The 16,589-nt window shown below is 69.5% G+C and carries 13 protein-coding genes; 9 read left to right on the top strand and 4 right to left on the bottom strand.

Features of this window, described 5'->3' with window-relative positions:
- Positions 1-34 precede the first annotated feature (34 nt).
- Both C8D87_RS22530 and ku read left to right on the top strand, forming a co-directional pair.
- On the top strand, positions 35-1,420 hold the full coding sequence (locus C8D87_RS22530; RefSeq protein WP_112228226.1) for an SDR family oxidoreductase: 1,386 nt from the start codon (positions 35-37) through the stop codon (positions 1,418-1,420).
- Positions 1,421-1,563: 143 nt separating this feature from the next.
- Positions 1,564-2,226: a non-homologous end joining protein Ku gene (ku, locus tag C8D87_RS22525; RefSeq protein ID WP_109638661.1), complete on the top strand. Its 663-nt coding sequence runs from the start codon at positions 1,564-1,566 to the stop codon at positions 2,224-2,226.
- Positions 2,227-2,350: 124 nt separating this feature from the next.
- On the opposite strand, the gene C8D87_RS22520 is transcribed toward ku, so the two are convergent.
- Entirely contained in the window at positions 2,351-2,572 is a 222-nt protein-coding gene (locus C8D87_RS22520) for a bacteriocin immunity protein (RefSeq protein WP_170166536.1), read from the bottom strand.
- Between the two features lie 150 nt (positions 2,573-2,722).
- On the opposite strand from C8D87_RS22520, the gene C8D87_RS22515 reads away from it, so the two are divergent.
- Positions 2,723-5,587, top strand: a complete 2,865-nt coding sequence (locus C8D87_RS22515; protein WP_112228224.1) for a bifunctional RecB family nuclease/DEAD/DEAH box helicase — start codon at positions 2,723-2,725, stop codon at positions 5,585-5,587.
- Positions 5,588-5,720: 133 nt separating this feature from the next.
- The gene (locus C8D87_RS22510) at positions 5,721-6,326 is read left to right on the top strand and encodes an LPXTG cell wall anchor domain-containing protein (RefSeq protein ID WP_146231665.1); all 606 of its coding nucleotides are present in this window, start codon (positions 5,721-5,723) and stop codon (positions 6,324-6,326) included.
- Between the two features lie 56 nt (positions 6,327-6,382).
- Here C8D87_RS22510 and C8D87_RS22505 read toward each other — a convergent pair whose 3' ends face one another.
- Entirely contained in the window at positions 6,383-7,132 is a 750-nt protein-coding gene (locus tag C8D87_RS22505; RefSeq protein WP_109638658.1) for a PIG-L family deacetylase, read from the bottom strand.
- Between the two features lie 94 nt (positions 7,133-7,226).
- Between C8D87_RS22505 and C8D87_RS22500 the strand changes: the two genes are divergently transcribed.
- Positions 7,227-7,850, top strand: coding sequence for a glycosyltransferase (locus C8D87_RS22500; protein ID WP_215732426.1), 624 nt, complete (start codon positions 7,227-7,229; stop codon positions 7,848-7,850).
- A gap of 56 nt (positions 7,851-7,906) precedes the next feature.
- Here the strand turns inward: C8D87_RS22500 and C8D87_RS22495 are convergent, their stop codons facing one another.
- Positions 7,907-9,697, bottom strand: coding sequence for a S8 family peptidase (locus C8D87_RS22495; protein WP_215732425.1), 1,791 nt, complete (start codon positions 9,695-9,697; stop codon positions 7,907-7,909).
- 183 nt (positions 9,698-9,880) lie between these two features.
- Between C8D87_RS22495 and C8D87_RS22490 the strand changes: the two genes are divergently transcribed.
- The 3 genes from C8D87_RS22490 to C8D87_RS22480 all read left to right on the top strand — a co-directional run bounded on the left by C8D87_RS22490 (position 9,881) and on the right by C8D87_RS22480 (position 12,136).
- Complete coding sequence (locus C8D87_RS22490) at positions 9,881-10,807, top strand: LuxR C-terminal-related transcriptional regulator (RefSeq protein ID WP_146771831.1); 927 nt, start codon at positions 9,881-9,883, stop codon at positions 10,805-10,807.
- A gap of 77 nt (positions 10,808-10,884) precedes the next feature.
- Positions 10,885-11,472 (top strand): hypothetical protein, encoded by a 588-nt coding sequence (locus C8D87_RS22485; RefSeq protein WP_146771830.1) that lies wholly within the window; start codon positions 10,885-10,887, stop codon positions 11,470-11,472.
- Positions 11,473-11,566: 94 nt separating this feature from the next.
- On the top strand, positions 11,567-12,136 hold the full coding sequence (locus tag C8D87_RS22480; protein ID WP_146771829.1) for a hypothetical protein: 570 nt from the start codon (positions 11,567-11,569) through the stop codon (positions 12,134-12,136).
- A gap of 54 nt (positions 12,137-12,190) precedes the next feature.
- Here C8D87_RS22480 and C8D87_RS22475 read toward each other — a convergent pair whose 3' ends face one another.
- The gene (locus tag C8D87_RS22475) at positions 12,191-14,068 is read right to left on the bottom strand and encodes a S41 family peptidase (protein WP_112228219.1); all 1,878 of its coding nucleotides are present in this window, start codon (positions 14,066-14,068) and stop codon (positions 12,191-12,193) included.
- A gap of 118 nt (positions 14,069-14,186) precedes the next feature.
- Between C8D87_RS22475 and C8D87_RS22470 the strand changes: the two genes are divergently transcribed.
- On the top strand, positions 14,187-16,580 hold the full coding sequence (locus tag C8D87_RS22470; RefSeq protein WP_112228218.1) for a hypothetical protein: 2,394 nt from the start codon (positions 14,187-14,189) through the stop codon (positions 16,578-16,580).
- Positions 16,581-16,589 lie beyond the last annotated feature (9 nt).

Here is a 16,589-nt window from a genome sequence, read left to right as displayed (position 1 = left end):
GACCACCACCCCTCAACCCGTAAAATGCCTGCTCATGACCTCGATCGACCCCGCAGAGCTGGAAGTCTGCCTGCGCGTGCTTGCCCAGGTCGAGGACCTGCCCGCGGAGCACGAGGACGCGGTGCGCGTCCGCCGGGCCACCGCGAAGATCTTCAAGGCCGCGAAGAAGTTCCGGAAGTCCGAGCGCAAGGCCGCCATCACGGCCAACGACCGGGCCGTCACCGCGCTGACCGCCACCGGGTCACCCGACCGCATCGACGACGAGACGCAGGGCCTCCCCCTCGTGTCGAACGCCCAGGGCGCCACGGCGGGCACGCTGATGCGCGCGCGGTCCTGCTACACGTGCAGGCAGCGGTTCGTCGAGGTGGACGCCTTCTACCACAACCTCTGCCCCTCGTGCGCCGCGTTCAACCACGGCAAGCGGGACGCGCGCACGGACCTGACCGGCCGGAACGCGCTGCTGACCGGTGGCCGCGCGAAGATCGGCATGTACATCGCGCTGCGCCTGCTGCGTGACGGCGCGCACACCACGATCACCACCCGGTTCCCGAAGGACGCCGCGCGCCGGTTCGCCTCCATGCCCGACGCGGCGGACTGGATCGACCGGCTCAAGATCGTGGGCATCGACCTGCGCGACCCGGCCCAGGTGCTGGCACTCGCGGACGAGGTGGCCGCGCACGGCCCGCTGGACGTCCTCATCAACAACGCCGCGCAGACCGTGCGCCGCTCCCCCGGCGCCTACGCGCCCCTCGCCGCCGCCGAGCACGAGGCGCTGACCGGGGACGCGTGCAGGCCGGAGCTGATCTCGTTCGGCGGCCACGGCCAGCTCGCCCTGCCCGGCACCGCGGTGCCCGAGGCGCACTCGGTGACGACGCTCGCGCTGATGGCGGGCTCGAAGGACATCGACGCGGGCGGCCTGGTGCCGGACACCGCCGCGACCAACTCGTGGGTGCAGAACGTCGACGAGGTCGACCCGGTGGAACTGCTGGAAGTGCAGCTGTGCAACTCGACGGCGCCGTTCCTGCTCATCTCGCGGCTGCGCGCGTCGATGGCGAAGTCCCAGCACCGCCGCAAGTACGTGGTGAACGTGTCCGCGATGGAAGGTCAGTTCTCCCGCGCCTACAAGGGTTCCGGGCACCCGCACACGAACATGGCCAAGGCGGCGCTCAACATGCTGACGCGCACCAGCGCCGAGGAGATGCTGACCAGCGACGGCATCCTGATGACTGCCGTCGACACCGGCTGGATCACCGACGAGCGCCCGCACCCGCTGAAGATGCGGCTCGCCGACGAGGGGTTCCACGCGCCGCTCGACCTGGTCGACGGGGCCGCGCGGGTGTACGACCCGATCGTGCGCGGTGAGGCGGGCGAGGACCTGTACGGCTGTTTCCTCAAGGACTACGCTCCGGCCGCCTGGTAGCTCCCCCACAGGCGGCGCACCCGCCCCACCACCAACGCCGCCCTGGCGGCGCACGTGTCCGAGGTACCCGTCGGACGCATCCGAACGAGCCCTTTCGTCACCATGCGCGCCTATTCGACCACGCGTTCGAGTACCCATTTGTCATGAGAACTGTGTGGCGGGGAGCACTTCGGTTCGGCATGACGACGATGACGGTGCGGCTGGTGGCCGCGTCGACGGAACACCGCGGCAGGGTGCACCTGGTGCACCGCGAGGACAGCGGCCGCGTCCGGCATCAGCAGGTGTGCGGCGAGTGCTCGCTGCGGCTGACCCCGGACGACATCGGCCGCGGCTACGAGCTCGAAGACGGCCGCATCGTGCAGATAGACCCGCGCGACCTGCCGGCACCGGAGGACGGCGTCATCGACGTCCAGCAGTTCGCGCCGCAGACCGACCTCGACCCGATCGCGTTGCACCGCAGCTACTACGTCGAACCGGACGACCTGTCCGTGCGCTCGTACGTGCTGCTGCGCGAAACCCTGGAACGCACCAAGACCGCCGCCATCGTGAAGTTCGGCCTGCGCGGCAAGGAAACCCTCGCCGCTCTACGCCCCCAGCACGGCGTGATCGTCCTGCACACGCTGCTGTGGCCGGACGAGGTCCGCGAGCCGCACTTCCCGTTCCTGCACCGCGACACCGAGGTCCGCACCGGCGAACTGGCCGCCGCGGCGGCGCTGGTGCGTGCCCAGACCCGGCCTTTCAGGCCGCACGACTACCCGAACACCGGCCACGAGGCGCTGCTCAAGCTCGTCGAGGCCAACGTGTAGCTCCTGGCGGTGCGGGCGGACGGCCCGCGTACCGGGGATGAACGCGGGTCGTCCGCCCGTGCCACCAGGCTCACAGGTCGCGCAGCGAGATCCGGCGCACCAGGTTCTCGCGTGCAGCCCGTTCTCAGAGCTCGATGGGGCGGTAGGACAACGCCTCGTCGACGATCTCCTCCGCGCTCATGTTCTCCTTCCCGGGCTCAGGGTGAAAAACCAGATCGGACACGTGCGGGTTACCCGTGGAACGGGTCAGCGCGTCCAGGGCCGCAGCATCCTCGTCCTCCGGGAAGCCGGGCTGCAGCATTCGGTTCACCAGCGCGATCATCTGCGCACTTGTCAGCTTCTCCATCCCGCTCACCTCCTTCCGCAGTGGTGCTCGGGCGAAAGCGCTGTCCGATGTGGATGATCGGGTGATCGTCGAGGCGTTGCAACCGAGCATTCCACTGACCGGCGGTTCCATCGACCTGGCGACCCCGGAGATCGCCTAGCATCAGTGCCCATGCACGCCGGTCCGTCCGACCTCGTCGACCTGCTCGAGTGCGAGCACCGCAGCTACCTGGCACGCGCCGGACGGGACGGCGACTCGCGCGAGCTGCGGGAGGCCGCCGCCCGCACGGCCGCTGACCTGCGTGCCGGCGCGGATCTCATCGAGAACGCGACGTTCTTCGACGGCGTCTTCCACTGCACGGCGCAGACGCTCGTCCGCACCCCGAGCGGGTACGAACCGTGCGATGAGGTCCCTGAGGCGACGCCCCTGGCCGTGCTGAGCCTGACCGCCGCGGCACAGGCACTGGGATCCGAGCGGGCGCACCTGATCGTCGACGGCAGGCGCACGTCGTTCCGGGCGGCCGACTTCACGCCGCTGCTCAACCGTCTCAAGGCCCGGCTCGCACAACCGCCACCCGCGCCGAAGCGGTCGTGGGGCGACGTCAGGGCCGCCTGCAACGGCTGCCGGTTCGCCCGGCACTGCGCCGCGGGCCGCGAAGAGGCCCGTGACCTGTCGCTCGTCGCCGGGTTGCGGGCCGACCAGCGACGGAAGCTGGTTTCGGTCGGCATTGACACCATCGACGCGCTTGCGGCCACCGAGGAACGGCCCGCCACGCTCTCCCACGCGAGCTTCGCCGCGCTGACCGCGCAGGCCCGGTTGCAGGTGCAGCAGGAGCGCACCGGCGTCACGACCTACGAGGTCGTCGCGCCGGAAGCGTTGCAGCACCTGCCGGAACCGGCTGAGGACGACGTGTTCCTGGAGGTCGAGGGCGACACGTTCCGCACGCCCGGCTGGGAGGGCACGTTCCCAGAATTCGTCGACCGCACGCCGACGGGCACCGTGTACCACTTCACGCCGCACGACCTCGTCGCCAGGGCCGCGCGCACCGCCACCAGGGAGTCCGAAGTGGACGAACTGGTCCGGCGCTGCGTCGACCTCGGCGCACTCACCCGCCGGGCCCTGCGGGTGTCCACGCGGGAGTACACGCTCCAGGCCCTGAAACCGTTGCTGCGGGACGAGAACCCGACCCGCGGCGTCCGGGACCTGCTGCAGCGGATCAAGCGCGAGCACGGCGTCGAGACCGCGGTGAAGGAGGAACGCGACGAGGCCGCGCTGGAGAAGGCGGCGGAACGGGCGCGCCGGATGGCCGCGCTCACCGAGCCGTTGATGGCCGAAGGGCACACGTTGTTCGCGGCGACCGTCGGTTATCACCGGCGGGAGTCGAGTCCCGCGTGGGGCGACTTCTTCCGGCAGGCCAGCGCACCGATCTCCGACCTGGAGACCGATTCCAACTGCGCGGTGCCGATCACGCTCAAGGCCGAGGACTGGGTGCCGCCGAGCGGCCGGGTGCGGACGCACAAGCGGCAGGTGCACGCGCGGATCGACCCGGAGCGGCCGCACCCGTTCGGCAAGGACGAGCAGGTCCGGCTGCTCTACCCGGGCAACGTCACGCGCAACGCCGTGGTGGCGGACGACAACCCGTACGAGCTCGTGCTCACCGAGAGCACGTCGCAGGAACACGGCGAGCTGCCGGTCGCGGTGCTGCCCGGCAGCCCGGTTCCGGCGGCACCCAAGGACGAGGCGGTCGCGGAACTGGCCGAGCAGGCGGTCCACCTGCTGCCGCTGCTCCCCCGCAACCCCGGCATCGACCTGCTGCTGCGGACCCCGCCTGGGCAGCTGCCGCAGCACCCCGACGTCGTGCAGGCCGTGATCAAGGCCGTCGACCAGCTCGACGGCGGCACGCTCGCCGTGCAGGGGCCTCCCGGCGCAGGCAAGACGTACCTCGCGACCAAGCTCGTGCGGCACCTGATCGACCAGGGCAAGACGGTCGCGGTGACGTCCACGTCGCACAAGGCCGTCGAGAACGTCCTCTCCAGCGTCGATCCGGACATCCCGATGGCCAAGCGTCCCAAGGGGAAGCCGGAGGAGGACCTCCCCTGGGACCAGCCGAAGGACAACGGCGCGCTGGCGCGGTGGCGTGAGGAGCACCCGCAGGGACACCTCGTCGGCGGCACCGCGTGGACGTTCGCCAACGCCGTGATCAAGGCCCAGCCGTTCGACGTGATGATCATCGACGAGGCCGGGCAGTTCGCGCTGGCCGACGCCGTGGCGGTGGCGACGGCGGCCCGCAACCTCGTGCTGCTGGGAGATCCGCAGCAGCTGCCGCAGGTCGTGCAGGGCGTGCACCCGCCGGGCAGTGACGCCTCCGCGCTCGGCCACCTGCTCGGCGACGCGGACGTGATCCCCGAGCATCTGGGCTACTTCCTGGCCGAGACGCGCCGCATGCACCCCGCGGTCTGCAAGCCGGTGTCGGAGCTCTCGTACGCCGGACTGCTCCATTCGCACGAAACCGCCTGCCACCGCGGTATCGAAGGCATCGAGCCCGGGATCTACCTGCGTGAAGTTGATCACCGGCACAACATCACGTCGTCGACCGAAGAGGCAGACGCCGTGGTCGACACGGTGCGGCGGATCGTCGGTCGTACGTGGACGGACAACGGTAGAACACGCGAACTGACCGATGCGGACGTTCTCGTCGTGGCGCCCTACAACCTGCAGGTCAGGGTGATCCGGCGACGGCTCGCCGATGCGGGGTTCGACGAAACGCGGGTCGGCACGGTGGACCGCTTCCAGGGGCAGGAAGCACCTGCGGTCATCATGTCCATGACGTCGTCGTCCACCGTGGACCTACCTCGTGGCCTGGACTTTCTTTTGTCACGTAACAGATTGAACGTGGCACTGTCACGTGCCCAGGCGCTCGCCGTGATGATCTGCTCGCCACGGCTGCTGGACGCGGATGTCCGTGGCGTGGAACAGATGCGGCTCGTGGCAGGGATGCTCGGCCTCCTCGAACAGGTGAAGAAATTCCCTGTTTGACGAGTCAAGTGTTGCCGGACAGTGACCTTTCAACCTCTCTGTGTTGCTAGCGTGGCGCGGTTCACCCAGTCGGGTGATCAAGAAATCAAATGTGCTCGATCCGCCACGCACCAACCAGAGCAGGAGATGTCCGTTGGCTAGAAGAGTTCTCGGCGCGTTCGCGGTGACCGCCACCGCGACCCTCGCTTCGCTGGCACTGGCCACCCCGGCCAGCGCGCACACCCCGGTGTCGTCAGCGGACTGCGTCAAGGACAAGGCTGTGCTGAAGGTCAAGCTGACCCAGTACGCGGGCGGCAACAGGAACACCGTGCTGATCAAGGACGGGGACAAGGTTCTGGCCGACGAGAAGTTCGGCCAGAGCTGGGAGAAGAAGTTCGAGGCCGACGGCACGGTCGCGCACACCTTCACCATCACGGTGAAGGCGTCGGATGGCGACAGGTTCAACTACGAGAAGACGCACAAGACCCCGGAGTGCGTCAAGACGCCGCCGACCAAGCCGAGCGAGCCGACCAAGCCGCAGGAGCCGAAGCCGAGCACGCCGTCGGAGGCGCCCTCGTCCTCCGAGACCCCGCCGCCGTCGTCGTCGACTCCGAACGCTCCGGCTCCCGGTGGCAGCACGCCGGAACCGCCGCTCGCGGCGACCGGTGCGTCCCCGATGTGGCTGCTGTTCTCGGGTCTGGGGCTCGTGGGCGCCGGTGCCGGCACCCTGCTGTTCCTGCGCCGCCGCCGCAGCGCGTGAACTAGCTGAGCAGAGGTACGACGGGGGCGGTCCCGCGGGCCGCCCCCGTCGTGCTTTCAGAGGTCCAAAGTGGTCTCCGGGCCGTGGCCTTCGCGGATGAACCACTCGGTGCCGAACGCGTACGCGAACGTCTCGTCGTCGAGCGACAGGAAGAACGACTGCTCGGGGATCTGCGAGGCGTGCGCCCGCATCGCCGCCCGCTTCACGTCCAGGTACTTCGAGACGTCGACGCCGACGTTGATCTCCGACTCGGGCACGGCGTCCTCCCCCAGCGGTGGCGGCTCGGCCTCCCCCGCGCGCCGCATCGCCTCTCGGAACTCGGATTCCCTCACCATCGCCTGGTAGACCGCGGGCGTGCCGGCGATCTCCGCCGCGCGTTTGCCCACCCGGTGCACCTGGATGTGGTCCGGGTGGCCGTAGCCGCCGAACCTGTCGTAGATCGTGAGCGTGGAAGCGTCCTCCTCCTGGAGGATCGCGGCGAGCTTGCGCGCGGCTTCCTCGACGTCGGCCGTCCAGAACGAGCCGGGACGCGAGTTCAACGGGTCGCCCATCATCCCGGAGTCGAGGTACCCCAGGAACTCCACGCGCGCCACGCCCAGCAGGTCGGCGGCCGCGTGCGTCTCCACCACCCGTCGCTGCCAGAGTTCCTCGCCCGGCTCCAGGAAGTCCGGGATCTCGCCGGCCTCACCGCGGGTCGCGACGACGAGCACGACCCGGTGTCCCTCCTCGAACGCCTTCCGCATCACGCCGCCCGTGACGATGCACTCGTCGTCGGGATGTGCGTGGAACGTCACCAGTGTCGCCATGTCCGCGACGTTACCCGCGGATGGAACTTCGCCATTCCCGTGTGCCCACCGGGCTTCCTACCGTGAGGATCTACGCCCGCAGGGGAGGTTCGTCGTGCGCAGTCGCGTTCTCGGCTGCCCACGCACGGGCCACACTCCCCCTCGTGACGATGCTGAGCGAGCTGGGGCACGAGGTGCTGGTGGCAAGGGCCCGGTTTCGGTCCTGCGCGGCTTCGCGGACGAGTCAGTGCGCTGTGCCGGGGTGTTGCCCGAGGTGTGCGACGGGCTGGCCGATCTGTTGCAGGGCGAGGTGCTCGCGCTGCCACCGGACTACGACCCGTTCGCCGACGAGATGATCGTGGAGTTCGCCGCCGGGCCGCACATCACCGCCGCGGTGAGGGCGCTGCTGCCGGTGGCCGCGGACCTGCTGGTGTCGCACGGCGGCTACCACTCGATCCGCGAGGCCGTGCGGGCTGGTGTGCCCGTCGCGGTGCTTCCGGTGCTGCACGACCAGATGCACAACGCGCACCGCGTCAATGAGCTCGAGCTCGGCGTGCGGGTGCAGGACTTCACACCGGGCGCGGTGGCTTCTGCGTGCCGACAGGCGTTCACGAGCACAGGGATTCAGCACAGCGTGCGCAGGACCCGGCGGCACCTCCTCGGACTGCCGTCGATCCGCGCGGTGGCCGGCTGTCCGGAACGGATCGTGCAGCGCAACCGGAAGCTCGTGAGCATGTGAAAGGGGCGGTGCCTCCCCCAGGTAGGAAGGCACCGCCCCTCGGCGAACCCGCGGAGCTATCGCAGGGTCAGGTTCCAGGCGTTGATGTAGCCGGTGTCACCGGAGTACACGTCCTGGACCCGCAGCTTCCACGTGCCCGCCGCGACCTCGGACGAGGCGTTGACCGTGTAGGTCGCCACCACGTTGTCGGCGCTGTCCGAAGAGGACGAGTTCTTCAGCCGGTAGGCGGTGCCGTCCGGCGCGATCAGGTCGATCACCAGGTCACCGCGGTAGGTGTGGACGATGTCCACGCCGACCTTGGTGGTGGAGGACGCGTTGCCCGTCACCGTGGAGCTGATCGAGGACGTGACGGTGCCCATGTCCGTGATGGGGACGTCGGTCGTGTTCTCCAGGCCACCGGAGGGCGGCGGAGTCGTGTCGACGGCGTTCACGGTCTTGGTGGCGTCGGCCAGGCCGGCACCGCAGCCACCGGAGCACGTACCCGGCAGGGCACGGGCGTTCGTCTTGATCAGGTCCTTGATCTGGGCCGGCGTGAGTGACGGCTTCTTCGCCACCAGCAGTGCCGCGAGGCCCGCGATGTGCGGGGCGGCCATCGACGTGCCCTGGTACGGCTTGTAGTTCTCGGCACCGGGGGTGGTGGTGCCGGCGTTCAGCGTCGACCAGATGCCGTTCTCCGGCGTGGTGATCGTGCCGGGGGTGTCGGTGCCGCGACGGGTCTCGCCGCCGGGCGCCGCGATGTCGATGCGGGTGCCGAAGTTCGAGTAGAACGCCTTGTTGCCCTCACGGGACGACGCGGCGACGGTGATGACGCCGCTGCAGTTCGCCGGGGTGAAGTTGGCGACGTTCATGTTCGAGTTGCCGGCCGCGACGACCACGGTGGTGCCGCGGTTGATCGCGCCGTTGATCGCGTTCTGGTAGGTCGTCGAGCAGGACGACTGACCGCCCAGCGACATGTTGATGACCTTGGCGGGCGTGGCGTTCGCGGGGACACCGCTCACCGTGCCGCCAGACGCCCAGGTGATCGCGTCGGCGATGTCCGAGGTCGCGCCACCGCACTTGGCGAGCACGCGCAACGGCTGGATCTTGGCGTCGTAGGCGATGCCCGCGATGCCCTTGGCGTTGTTCGTCGACGCGGCGATGGTGCCGGCCACGTGCGTGCCGTGCCAGGACGAGCCCTGGTCGGCGGCGGGCACCGGGTTGCCGTTGGCGTCGGTGCCGCACTCGCCGCGAGCGACCCAGTCGCCCTCGTCGGCCGGGTTGGAGTCACGGCCGTTGTTGTCACGGGCACGCGAGGCGTCCGACACGAAGTCGTACCCCGCGACGACTCGGGCCGAGAGGTCGCTGTGCGCGACGTAACCGGTGTCGATCACGGCGACGGTCACACCCGCGCCGGTGGTGCTGGACCACGCGCCGGGCACGTTCATGCCCGCGGTGGCCTCGAACAGGTCCCACTGCCGGGAGTAGTCGGTGTCGTTCGGGTCGGCGAACGGCTGCATCAGCAGGTCCGGCTCGACGTAGGCGACATCGGGATCGGCCTTGAAGGCCTGGATGGTCGAGTCGGCGTTCGAGGTCTTCGAGCCGAGGTCGACGACGACCGCACCACTCGCCATGCGGCGGTGCAGCGACTTGCCCTTGTTCTTCACATCGTCCGAGGCAGCGGAGTCGGACGAGGCTTCGGCGGTGCCCGGCTTGTAGCCGACGATCAGTCGCTCGAAGGGACGGTTCACCTGGGTCGAGTCCGGCTGGGACTGAACCTGGGAGGGAGCGGCGTTGACTGGTGAGACAACGCTGAGCACGGCGGCGGAAACTGCCGCGGCGCACAGACTCGTGCGTCGCAATCCGTTCACGAGAGGTCCTTCCACACAGGGCCACCGCATGCCGTGGAGGGCGTCAGGGTTCTGAACCGGCTGCGGAGGTGCCGAGGACCGTAAGCAGCGGCGGACCGCCTTAAACAGTTTTTAAGACGGCCGAATAACGACACTGACGTGTTCACGACAGGGGTGTTGCGCTGAATGGCGCACAATGTGGCCGTGTTCGGACATCTGGGCGTCTCGCCGGAGCTATCTGCCGTATACGAGCTGCTGGTAACGGGAGGCAGCCGTACCACCGCCGAGATCGGCGTCGCCCCCGAGCTGCTCACGCGGCTGCACGAACTCGGCGTGGTCCGCCACCTGCCGGGCGACGTGTGGCAGGCTGTCGCGCCCGACCTCGCCGTGGAGGCGCTCATCGCGGCCCGTGAGGAGCAGAACCGCAGGGCCCGCGCCGACGTCGGCCCGCTGATGGAGCTCTACCTGCGCAACCGCGACGAGGAGCAGGCCGACAACGCGTTCGTCGAGGTCGTGAGCGGGCTCGGCGCCGTCCGCGAACTGTGGAACACGCTGCTCAACGGCGCCCGCGACGAGGTGTGCGTGCTCGACCAGCCACCGTACGTGACGCCGCTGGGCGAGCACGTCGCGCTCGAGGACGCGACCCGCCAGCGCGACGTGCAGTGGCGCGTCGTCTACGACCGGTCCGCGGTGGACCTGCCCGGCCGCGTCACCGAGATCATCGAACTGGTCGCGGCCGGCGAACGTGCCCGCGTCACGCCGACGCTGCCGTTCAAGCTCGCCGTGATCGACACCCACGCCGCGGTGCTGCCGGTCGCGAACGGCGACGTGGTCGACAAGGTGCTGCTGATCCGTCCCTCGGCCCTGCTGGACGTGCTGCGGTCGACGTTCGAGCTGTACTGGGACAAGGGGATCCCGTTCAGTCCGGGAGGGATCTACGCCGCCGCGGCCGATGTGGACCCGAACCTGCTCGGGCTGCTCGCCGCCGGGCTGACCGACGAGTCGATCGCGCGGCAGCTCGGGCTCGCGCCGCGGACCGTGCAGCGGCGGGTGCGGCAGCTGATGGACCGGTGCGGTGCGCAGACCCGGTTCCAGGCGGGTGTTCAGGCGATGCGGCGAGGTTGGCTTTAGCCGGACGAGGGTGCAACCAGCCGGCCGTCCGAGAGCGTGTCTCTCCGCGCAAGCGAGAACTCACAGATGGGATCCACATGCGCAAGGCAATGGCGGCTGCCCTGACGGGCCTGGCACTCGCCGGACTCGCGGGCACGGCGTCCGCTCAGGTCACCCAGCAGGACTTCCCGTGGCCGCCGAGGGACACGACGCCGATCCACAAGACCAAGGCGGAACTGCAGAAGCAGGCCGACGAGTTCACCGCGCACCAGCTGCGGACCTACCCGCGGATCTTCGCCGGCGCGAAGTTCGTCACGCCGGGCCTGTGGGGTGGCCTGCGCGACGGAGCGTTGGACGACGGCATGCAGTACATGGCCAACGAGGTCCGGTTCAGGCAGCCGGGCGCGGAGCAGGGTGTGTGGGCCAGTGTGATCACACAGGTCAACGCACCCGGCTTCTTCACCGACTCGCCTGAGGAGTTCTGCGCGCAGACCACGTGCACCGGCACGGTCAGCGACAACCAGGGTGGCGTGATCGTCTTCTCCGAGGACGACAGTTACAACGACAGGTCGGCGCACAACTTCCGCCCGAACGGCGAAGTGGTCTTCACCCAGGGGTCCCGGCAGGACGACCCGGTCCTGCTGGGAGCGGTGGCCTCCGACCGCGCCTACACGTTCACACGTTAAACACCGTTGTGAGAACACGAAAAGTCGCGTGCAACCTCTGGTGATCTTGCGGCGTCTCCTACTGCGCAAGCACAAACTCGCTAGTGGGGGATCAATGCGCAAGGTAATGGCGGCTGCCCTGGCAGGCGCGGCACTCCTCGGTCTCGCGGGCACCGCGTCCGCCTCCACGGACTACCCGTGGCCGCCGAAGGACGTCACGCCCGTTCACAAGACCAAGGCGGAACTGCAGAAGCAGGCCGACGAGTTCAGCGCACGGCAGGAGAAGACCTACCCGCGCGCCTTCCGGGGCGCGCAGAACGTCGAGCCGGGCCCGTGGGGCGGCGAGGCGGCAGGCGTGTTCGACGGCATGCAGTACATGGGCAACACCGTGACGTTCACCTACAAGGGCCAGGACGTCACGACGTACACGCAGGTCAACGCACCGGGCATGCACGAGTGGTCGCCGAAGGAGTACTGCGAGAAGTACGCCACGTGCACCAGCACCGTGAGCGACCACAAGGGTGGCGTGACCGTCTTCAGCAAGGACGAGCGGTTCGGCATCGTGGAAGCCCGCAACTTCCGCCCGAACGGTGAGGTGGTCTGGGTTCAGAGCTGGACGCAGGGCACCGAGGCACAGCTGGCGGCTCTGGCCACCGACCGCGCTTTCACGTTCACCAAGAAGTAGCACCACAGGAGCGGGCGCTGCCGGTCGTGGAGTCACCGGCAGCGCCCGCTCTTTTCAACCGGTGACCTTGCGCGCGGCCACCAGCTGCCCGTCCGCGAAGCCCTCGACCCGCACCTCGTTCCCGGTCGCGCTCAACGTCGCGGTGTGCGCGCCGTCGGTCACGTCCAGCGAGGTGGCCGGGCGGCCGTCGACGTAGATGTCCACCCGGTCGAGGTTCACGGTGTCCAGCGAGACGGTCGTCCCCGCGACCGCCACTCCCAGCCGCCGCACCGGCAGCGCGGCGAGCAGCGAGCCCGCCTTCGCCAGCAGATCGACGTTGCCCTGCAACAGATCCGCCCGCGTCACCCTGTGCTGGTGCGTCGGCCGCACGCCGAGGTCCTCCACCGGCGTGCCGGCGAGCTTGCCCACGCGCAACGTGCGGCGGATCGAGACGCGCATGTTCGCCTTGTTGGGCAATGACTTGTACGGCGACTCGGTGTCGCCCGGCGCCGGGATCTTCAGCAGCGTCATCAGCAGTCCGTGCGTCCACACGTTCGCGCCGCCCGCACCGGTGTTGTCGTCCACGCCGAGGATCGGGCCGAGGTCGTGGTCGGCCCAGCCCGCGGCGAAGATGTCGGTCGCGGAGTAGCACCGCGCGTCGGTGATCAGCACCACCGGGCCGTGGTAGGTCTGGCCCACGGCGTTCGCGCCGGCGACCGGCGTGATGGTGTGGGCGCAGGAGAACGCCTGCCCGGTCTCGGTCGACGAGTCCAGCGATGGGAACCACGGGCCGAGGTCGATCTGGCCGGTCGGGTCGTCCGCGTGGCGGCGGCAGATCCGCAGGTTCAGCGGCGTGCTCAGGAACTGCACCGGTTCCGGCTCGATGCGCCGCGGCGTCATCGTCTGCAGCAGGAACTCCGAGGCGAAGATGTGGCCGCCTCCGTTGTCGCGCACGTCGACGATGAGCCCGTTCTGCGGCAGCAAAGCCGCGAGCCGCACGAACTCCTTGAGGAACGCGTCCGGGTCGTCGACGCTGAACGTGAAGATCCGCAGGTGGCCGAACTCGCCGGACGGCGTGGTGACCGGGCGGGCGCGGAACACGCCGGGCATGGTCGTGGGGACGTCCTGCGAGGACATCGCGACGGCACCACCGACGGCCTCGGCCTGCACGACCTTGGGGGCGTGCAACAACTTCTTCGCGCGGGCCTTCTCGTCGGAGTCCAGGTCGACGCCCTGCGCGGACGCGGCCGGTGACAGCGAGTCGGTGTCGGTCATCGGGGGCAGGTTGTCGGTCACCTGCCAGTCGACGCGGATGTCCTCGGACGCGCCGTTCTCGTTGCGATACGTCACGACGACCCAGTCCTCGTCGGGCGGGAGCTGGATCACCAAGGGGCGCAACGTGAGCGACTCCAGGCCGCGGGCGAGGTTCGCCGCGGTGTTGCTGCCCGCGAAGATCGCGCCGTTCAACGCGACCGCGCGAGAGATCGGCGTGCCGTTCCAGTGCGTGACCTCGGCGCCCACCGCGATACCGTCGAAACCGGCGACCGTGCGGGCGACGAGGTACTGCTCGGTGCCGTCCGCGTCGAAGCAGCGCTCCAGCTGGAACGGCAGGAAGGCGATCTTGCCCGCGAACGGCGCGGGCAAGAGGTAGTTCGTGTGCAGGTCGCGCACCGAGTGGAAGGTGCTCGACAGCTCGCGGTGGAACTGCCACTCGGGCTCCGCCGTGGCGTCGGTCTGCCGTTCGAGTCTGGCTCTCAGGACCCTGAGTCTTTGCACGGGGTTCACCGCGTGCATGGCGACTTTCAACGGCAGGTGCGCGTAGTTCTGTTCCAGCAGGATCAGCGCCTGGTCGACGATGAGCTTGCGCTGCGCCAGGGTGAGACTGCCCGCGGTGGCCAGGAACTCGGCGAGTCCGACGGAGTTTGCGACGTTCGGGTGAGCGGTTGTGGTCATGGTGCGCCTCCTTGCCAAGTAGAGGCTTTCCAGGGCGCCTGGATACACCTTTTTCACCCGTTCGGCCGCTAACCGGAGCAGCTGACAGGACGACAACCGGAGTAAAGGGAGGCCGGCGATGAGTCCACGCACCCTCGAACTGCGCATCCACGGGGTCAACAACACGCCCCCGGACGCGATGCTGGCCCTTCCCGACCACGCCGTCGAACAGTTCCGGGGAGATCGGTTCGGCAGCTTCTGGCGGCCGAAGCCGGACAAGGTCGCCGAACTGCCACCGGTGCACGCCGGACGGGTGCCCGGCGGCGTGCGTCGCGAGGCGTACTCGTGGGGCGGCATGGCGCGCAGCAGCCCGGGCGTGCCGGGCAGCGGGGTGCCGTCCGTGCTCGCGAACGCGTTGGGGCGCATCGGATGGGCGTTGCTGCTGCCGTTCGGGCTCGCGAACGTCGCCTACTGGTCCCGCAAACTTCCCGACGACTCGATGCCGGCGACCAGGCGGATGGTGTGGTGGAACGCCGGGCGCGGTGCCGCCAGCACGCGGCTGTTCGGGCTCGGGCTCACGGTGCTGCTGGTGCTCGCGGTGTGCGAGGTCGCGATCGACGTGTACGCGATCCAGTGCTCGTTGCCGGGCACCACCTGCAAGCGGCTGCCGGAGTTCATGGACCTGCTCGGCGATCCCGCGCGGCACGTCAGGGTGCTCGCCGCGTCGGCCGTGCCGATGTTGCTGCTCTTCGGCCTGCTGGCGCTGACCTCATTGTCCCGCAGCAGGTACGAGATGGCGACGATGCGGCGCACGCCGGTGCGGCGGCCGGGCGTGATGCTCAGCCGGTCGTCGATGTGGGAGGGCAGCCCGCGGATCCGCCGGCTCACCCGGCTGCACCTCGCGGCCGGGTGTTGCGTGGTCACGCTGGTGACGAGCGCCCAGCAACTACAGCACGCGTTCTTCCTGGTGCTCACCGTGTTCGCGGCCGGTCTGCTGGCGGTGGTCGTGGGCCGGGTGGTCGTGACGGCGACGGACTGCCCGGACGTGCCGTCGACCGAGAAGGGCGGCCTGTGGTCGTGGCTGCTGGTGGTCGCGGCCGTGCTCGTCCTGGTGGTGCACGGGTTCGGGCTCTACGGGTTCGCACCCGTTTTCGAAGGGCCGCTCTGGCTGGCCTCGTGGGGACCGCCGGTCGTCACGGTGGCGCTGCTCGGCTCGGTGCTGGCGGCGTGGTCGTGGCGGCGCAACGACGCCAAGGGCCCGTTGGCGCTGCTCGTGCTGTTCGTGGCGTTCATGGTTGCCACTTACTGGTTCCCGCTCGCCTGGATCGGCGCCGTGGTGGCCGGCGGGGTGCTCGCGTGGCGGGCGCGGCCGCGGTCCGGCGACGAGTGGCAGGCCTGGCGCGGCGCCGGACCCGGCGTGCTGCTGGGGTTGTCGCTGACCACGTCGGTGATGCTGGCGGCGGTGCTGGTGCTGACGTTCCGCGGCTGGGTGGGGACGGGACTGCGGGTTCCGTCGTTCTACTCGTGGTTCAGCGCGGCCTTCGCGGTGGCACTGGTTCCGCTGGTGCTGCTGGTGATCGCGCAGGCGCTGGCGTTGTTGTCGCGGCTGACCAAGCCCGCCCTGCTCGACGACGAGGCCGAGGTGCTCGTCGTGCGGGTGCGGCACGTCGTCGCCGTCACGCACCGGGCCGAGAACGTCGTCGGTGTGCTGTCGACGCTCGGTGTGCTCGCGTTGGTCCTCACGTGCTACCTGACGTTCGCCTCGCCGTCCTGGACGGGGTGGTGGGGCGTCACGTGGATGGTGGGCAAGGGCGACTGGGTCACCGGGCTCGCCGGAGTCGCGGTGATCGGCTCGTTCGTCGGCGCCGGCATGCTGACCAACCGGCGCCCGCTCGGCCTGCTGTGGGACCTGATGTGCTTCCTGCCGCGCACCGCGCATCCGTTCGCGCCGCCCTGCTACGCGGAACGCGCGGTGCCGGAGATCGCCGACCGGACCCGCGAGTTCCTGGACGAGTCGCCGGACAACCGGGTGGTGCTGTCCGCGCACAGCCTGGGCGCCGTGCTGGCGGTCGCGGCGCTGTACGCGTTGCCGGAGGGGTACCTCGAACGCACGCAGCTGCTGACCTACGGCGTGCAGCTGCGGCCGTACTTCGGGCGGATCTTCCCCGAGCTGCTCGGCCCGGCCGTGCTCGGCACACCGGAAGTGCGTGCGGGCGCGATGTTCTCGCGCGACCCGTGGCGGCGGAGTCCCGGTGCCACACCGGATCGCGGGCTGAGCGCGCTCCTCGGCGCGAGCTGGATCAACCTGTGGCGCCGCACCGACTACCTCGGTTTCCCGGTGCACGGCTGGGAGTCCAACCCGCTCGACCGCCGCGCGAGCGAGACGAACGGGTCTCCGGACAAAGTGGAGACTCACGGCGGCTATCACCTGTGCGCGGCCTATCAAGACGCGTTCCGCGACCTCGTCTCGATTGATCTGAACCGGTCACCCGATGGTGGACGTGGTGGGGGTGGGAACCTGGAACGCAGCTGACACAAGGAG

Origin of the sequence: Lentzea atacamensis (assembly GCF_003269295.1) — a bacterium.
In the GTDB taxonomy this organism is placed as follows: Bacteria; Actinomycetota; Actinomycetes; order Mycobacteriales; family Pseudonocardiaceae; genus Lentzea; species Lentzea atacamensis.
This window is presented reverse-complemented; position numbering and strand designations above follow the sequence as displayed.

Bases quoted from the DNA above. Each gene is read 5' to 3' on its own strand.
- C8D87_RS22530 (WP_112228226.1), top strand. From the start codon at position 35: ATGACCTCGATCGACCCCGCAGAGCTGGAAGTCTGCCTGCGCGTGCTT.
- ku (WP_109638661.1), top strand. From the start codon at position 1,564: ATGAGAACTGTGTGGCGGGGAGCACTTCGGTTCGGCATGACGACGATG.
- C8D87_RS22520 (WP_170166536.1), bottom strand. From the start codon at position 2,572: ATGGAGAAGCTGACAAGTGCGCAGATGATCGCGCTGGTGAACCGAATG.
- C8D87_RS22515 (WP_112228224.1), top strand. From the start codon at position 2,723: ATGCACGCCGGTCCGTCCGACCTCGTCGACCTGCTCGAGTGCGAGCAC.
- C8D87_RS22505 (WP_109638658.1), bottom strand. From the start codon at position 7,132: ATGGCGACACTGGTGACGTTCCACGCACATCCCGACGACGAGTGCATC.
- C8D87_RS22485 (WP_146771830.1), top strand. From the start codon at position 10,885: ATGCGCAAGGCAATGGCGGCTGCCCTGACGGGCCTGGCACTCGCCGGA.
- C8D87_RS22480 (WP_146771829.1), top strand. From the start codon at position 11,567: ATGCGCAAGGTAATGGCGGCTGCCCTGGCAGGCGCGGCACTCCTCGGT.
- C8D87_RS22475 (WP_112228219.1), bottom strand. From the start codon at position 14,068: ATGACCACAACCGCTCACCCGAACGTCGCAAACTCCGTCGGACTCGCC.
- C8D87_RS22470 (WP_112228218.1), top strand. From the start codon at position 14,187: ATGAGTCCACGCACCCTCGAACTGCGCATCCACGGGGTCAACAACACG.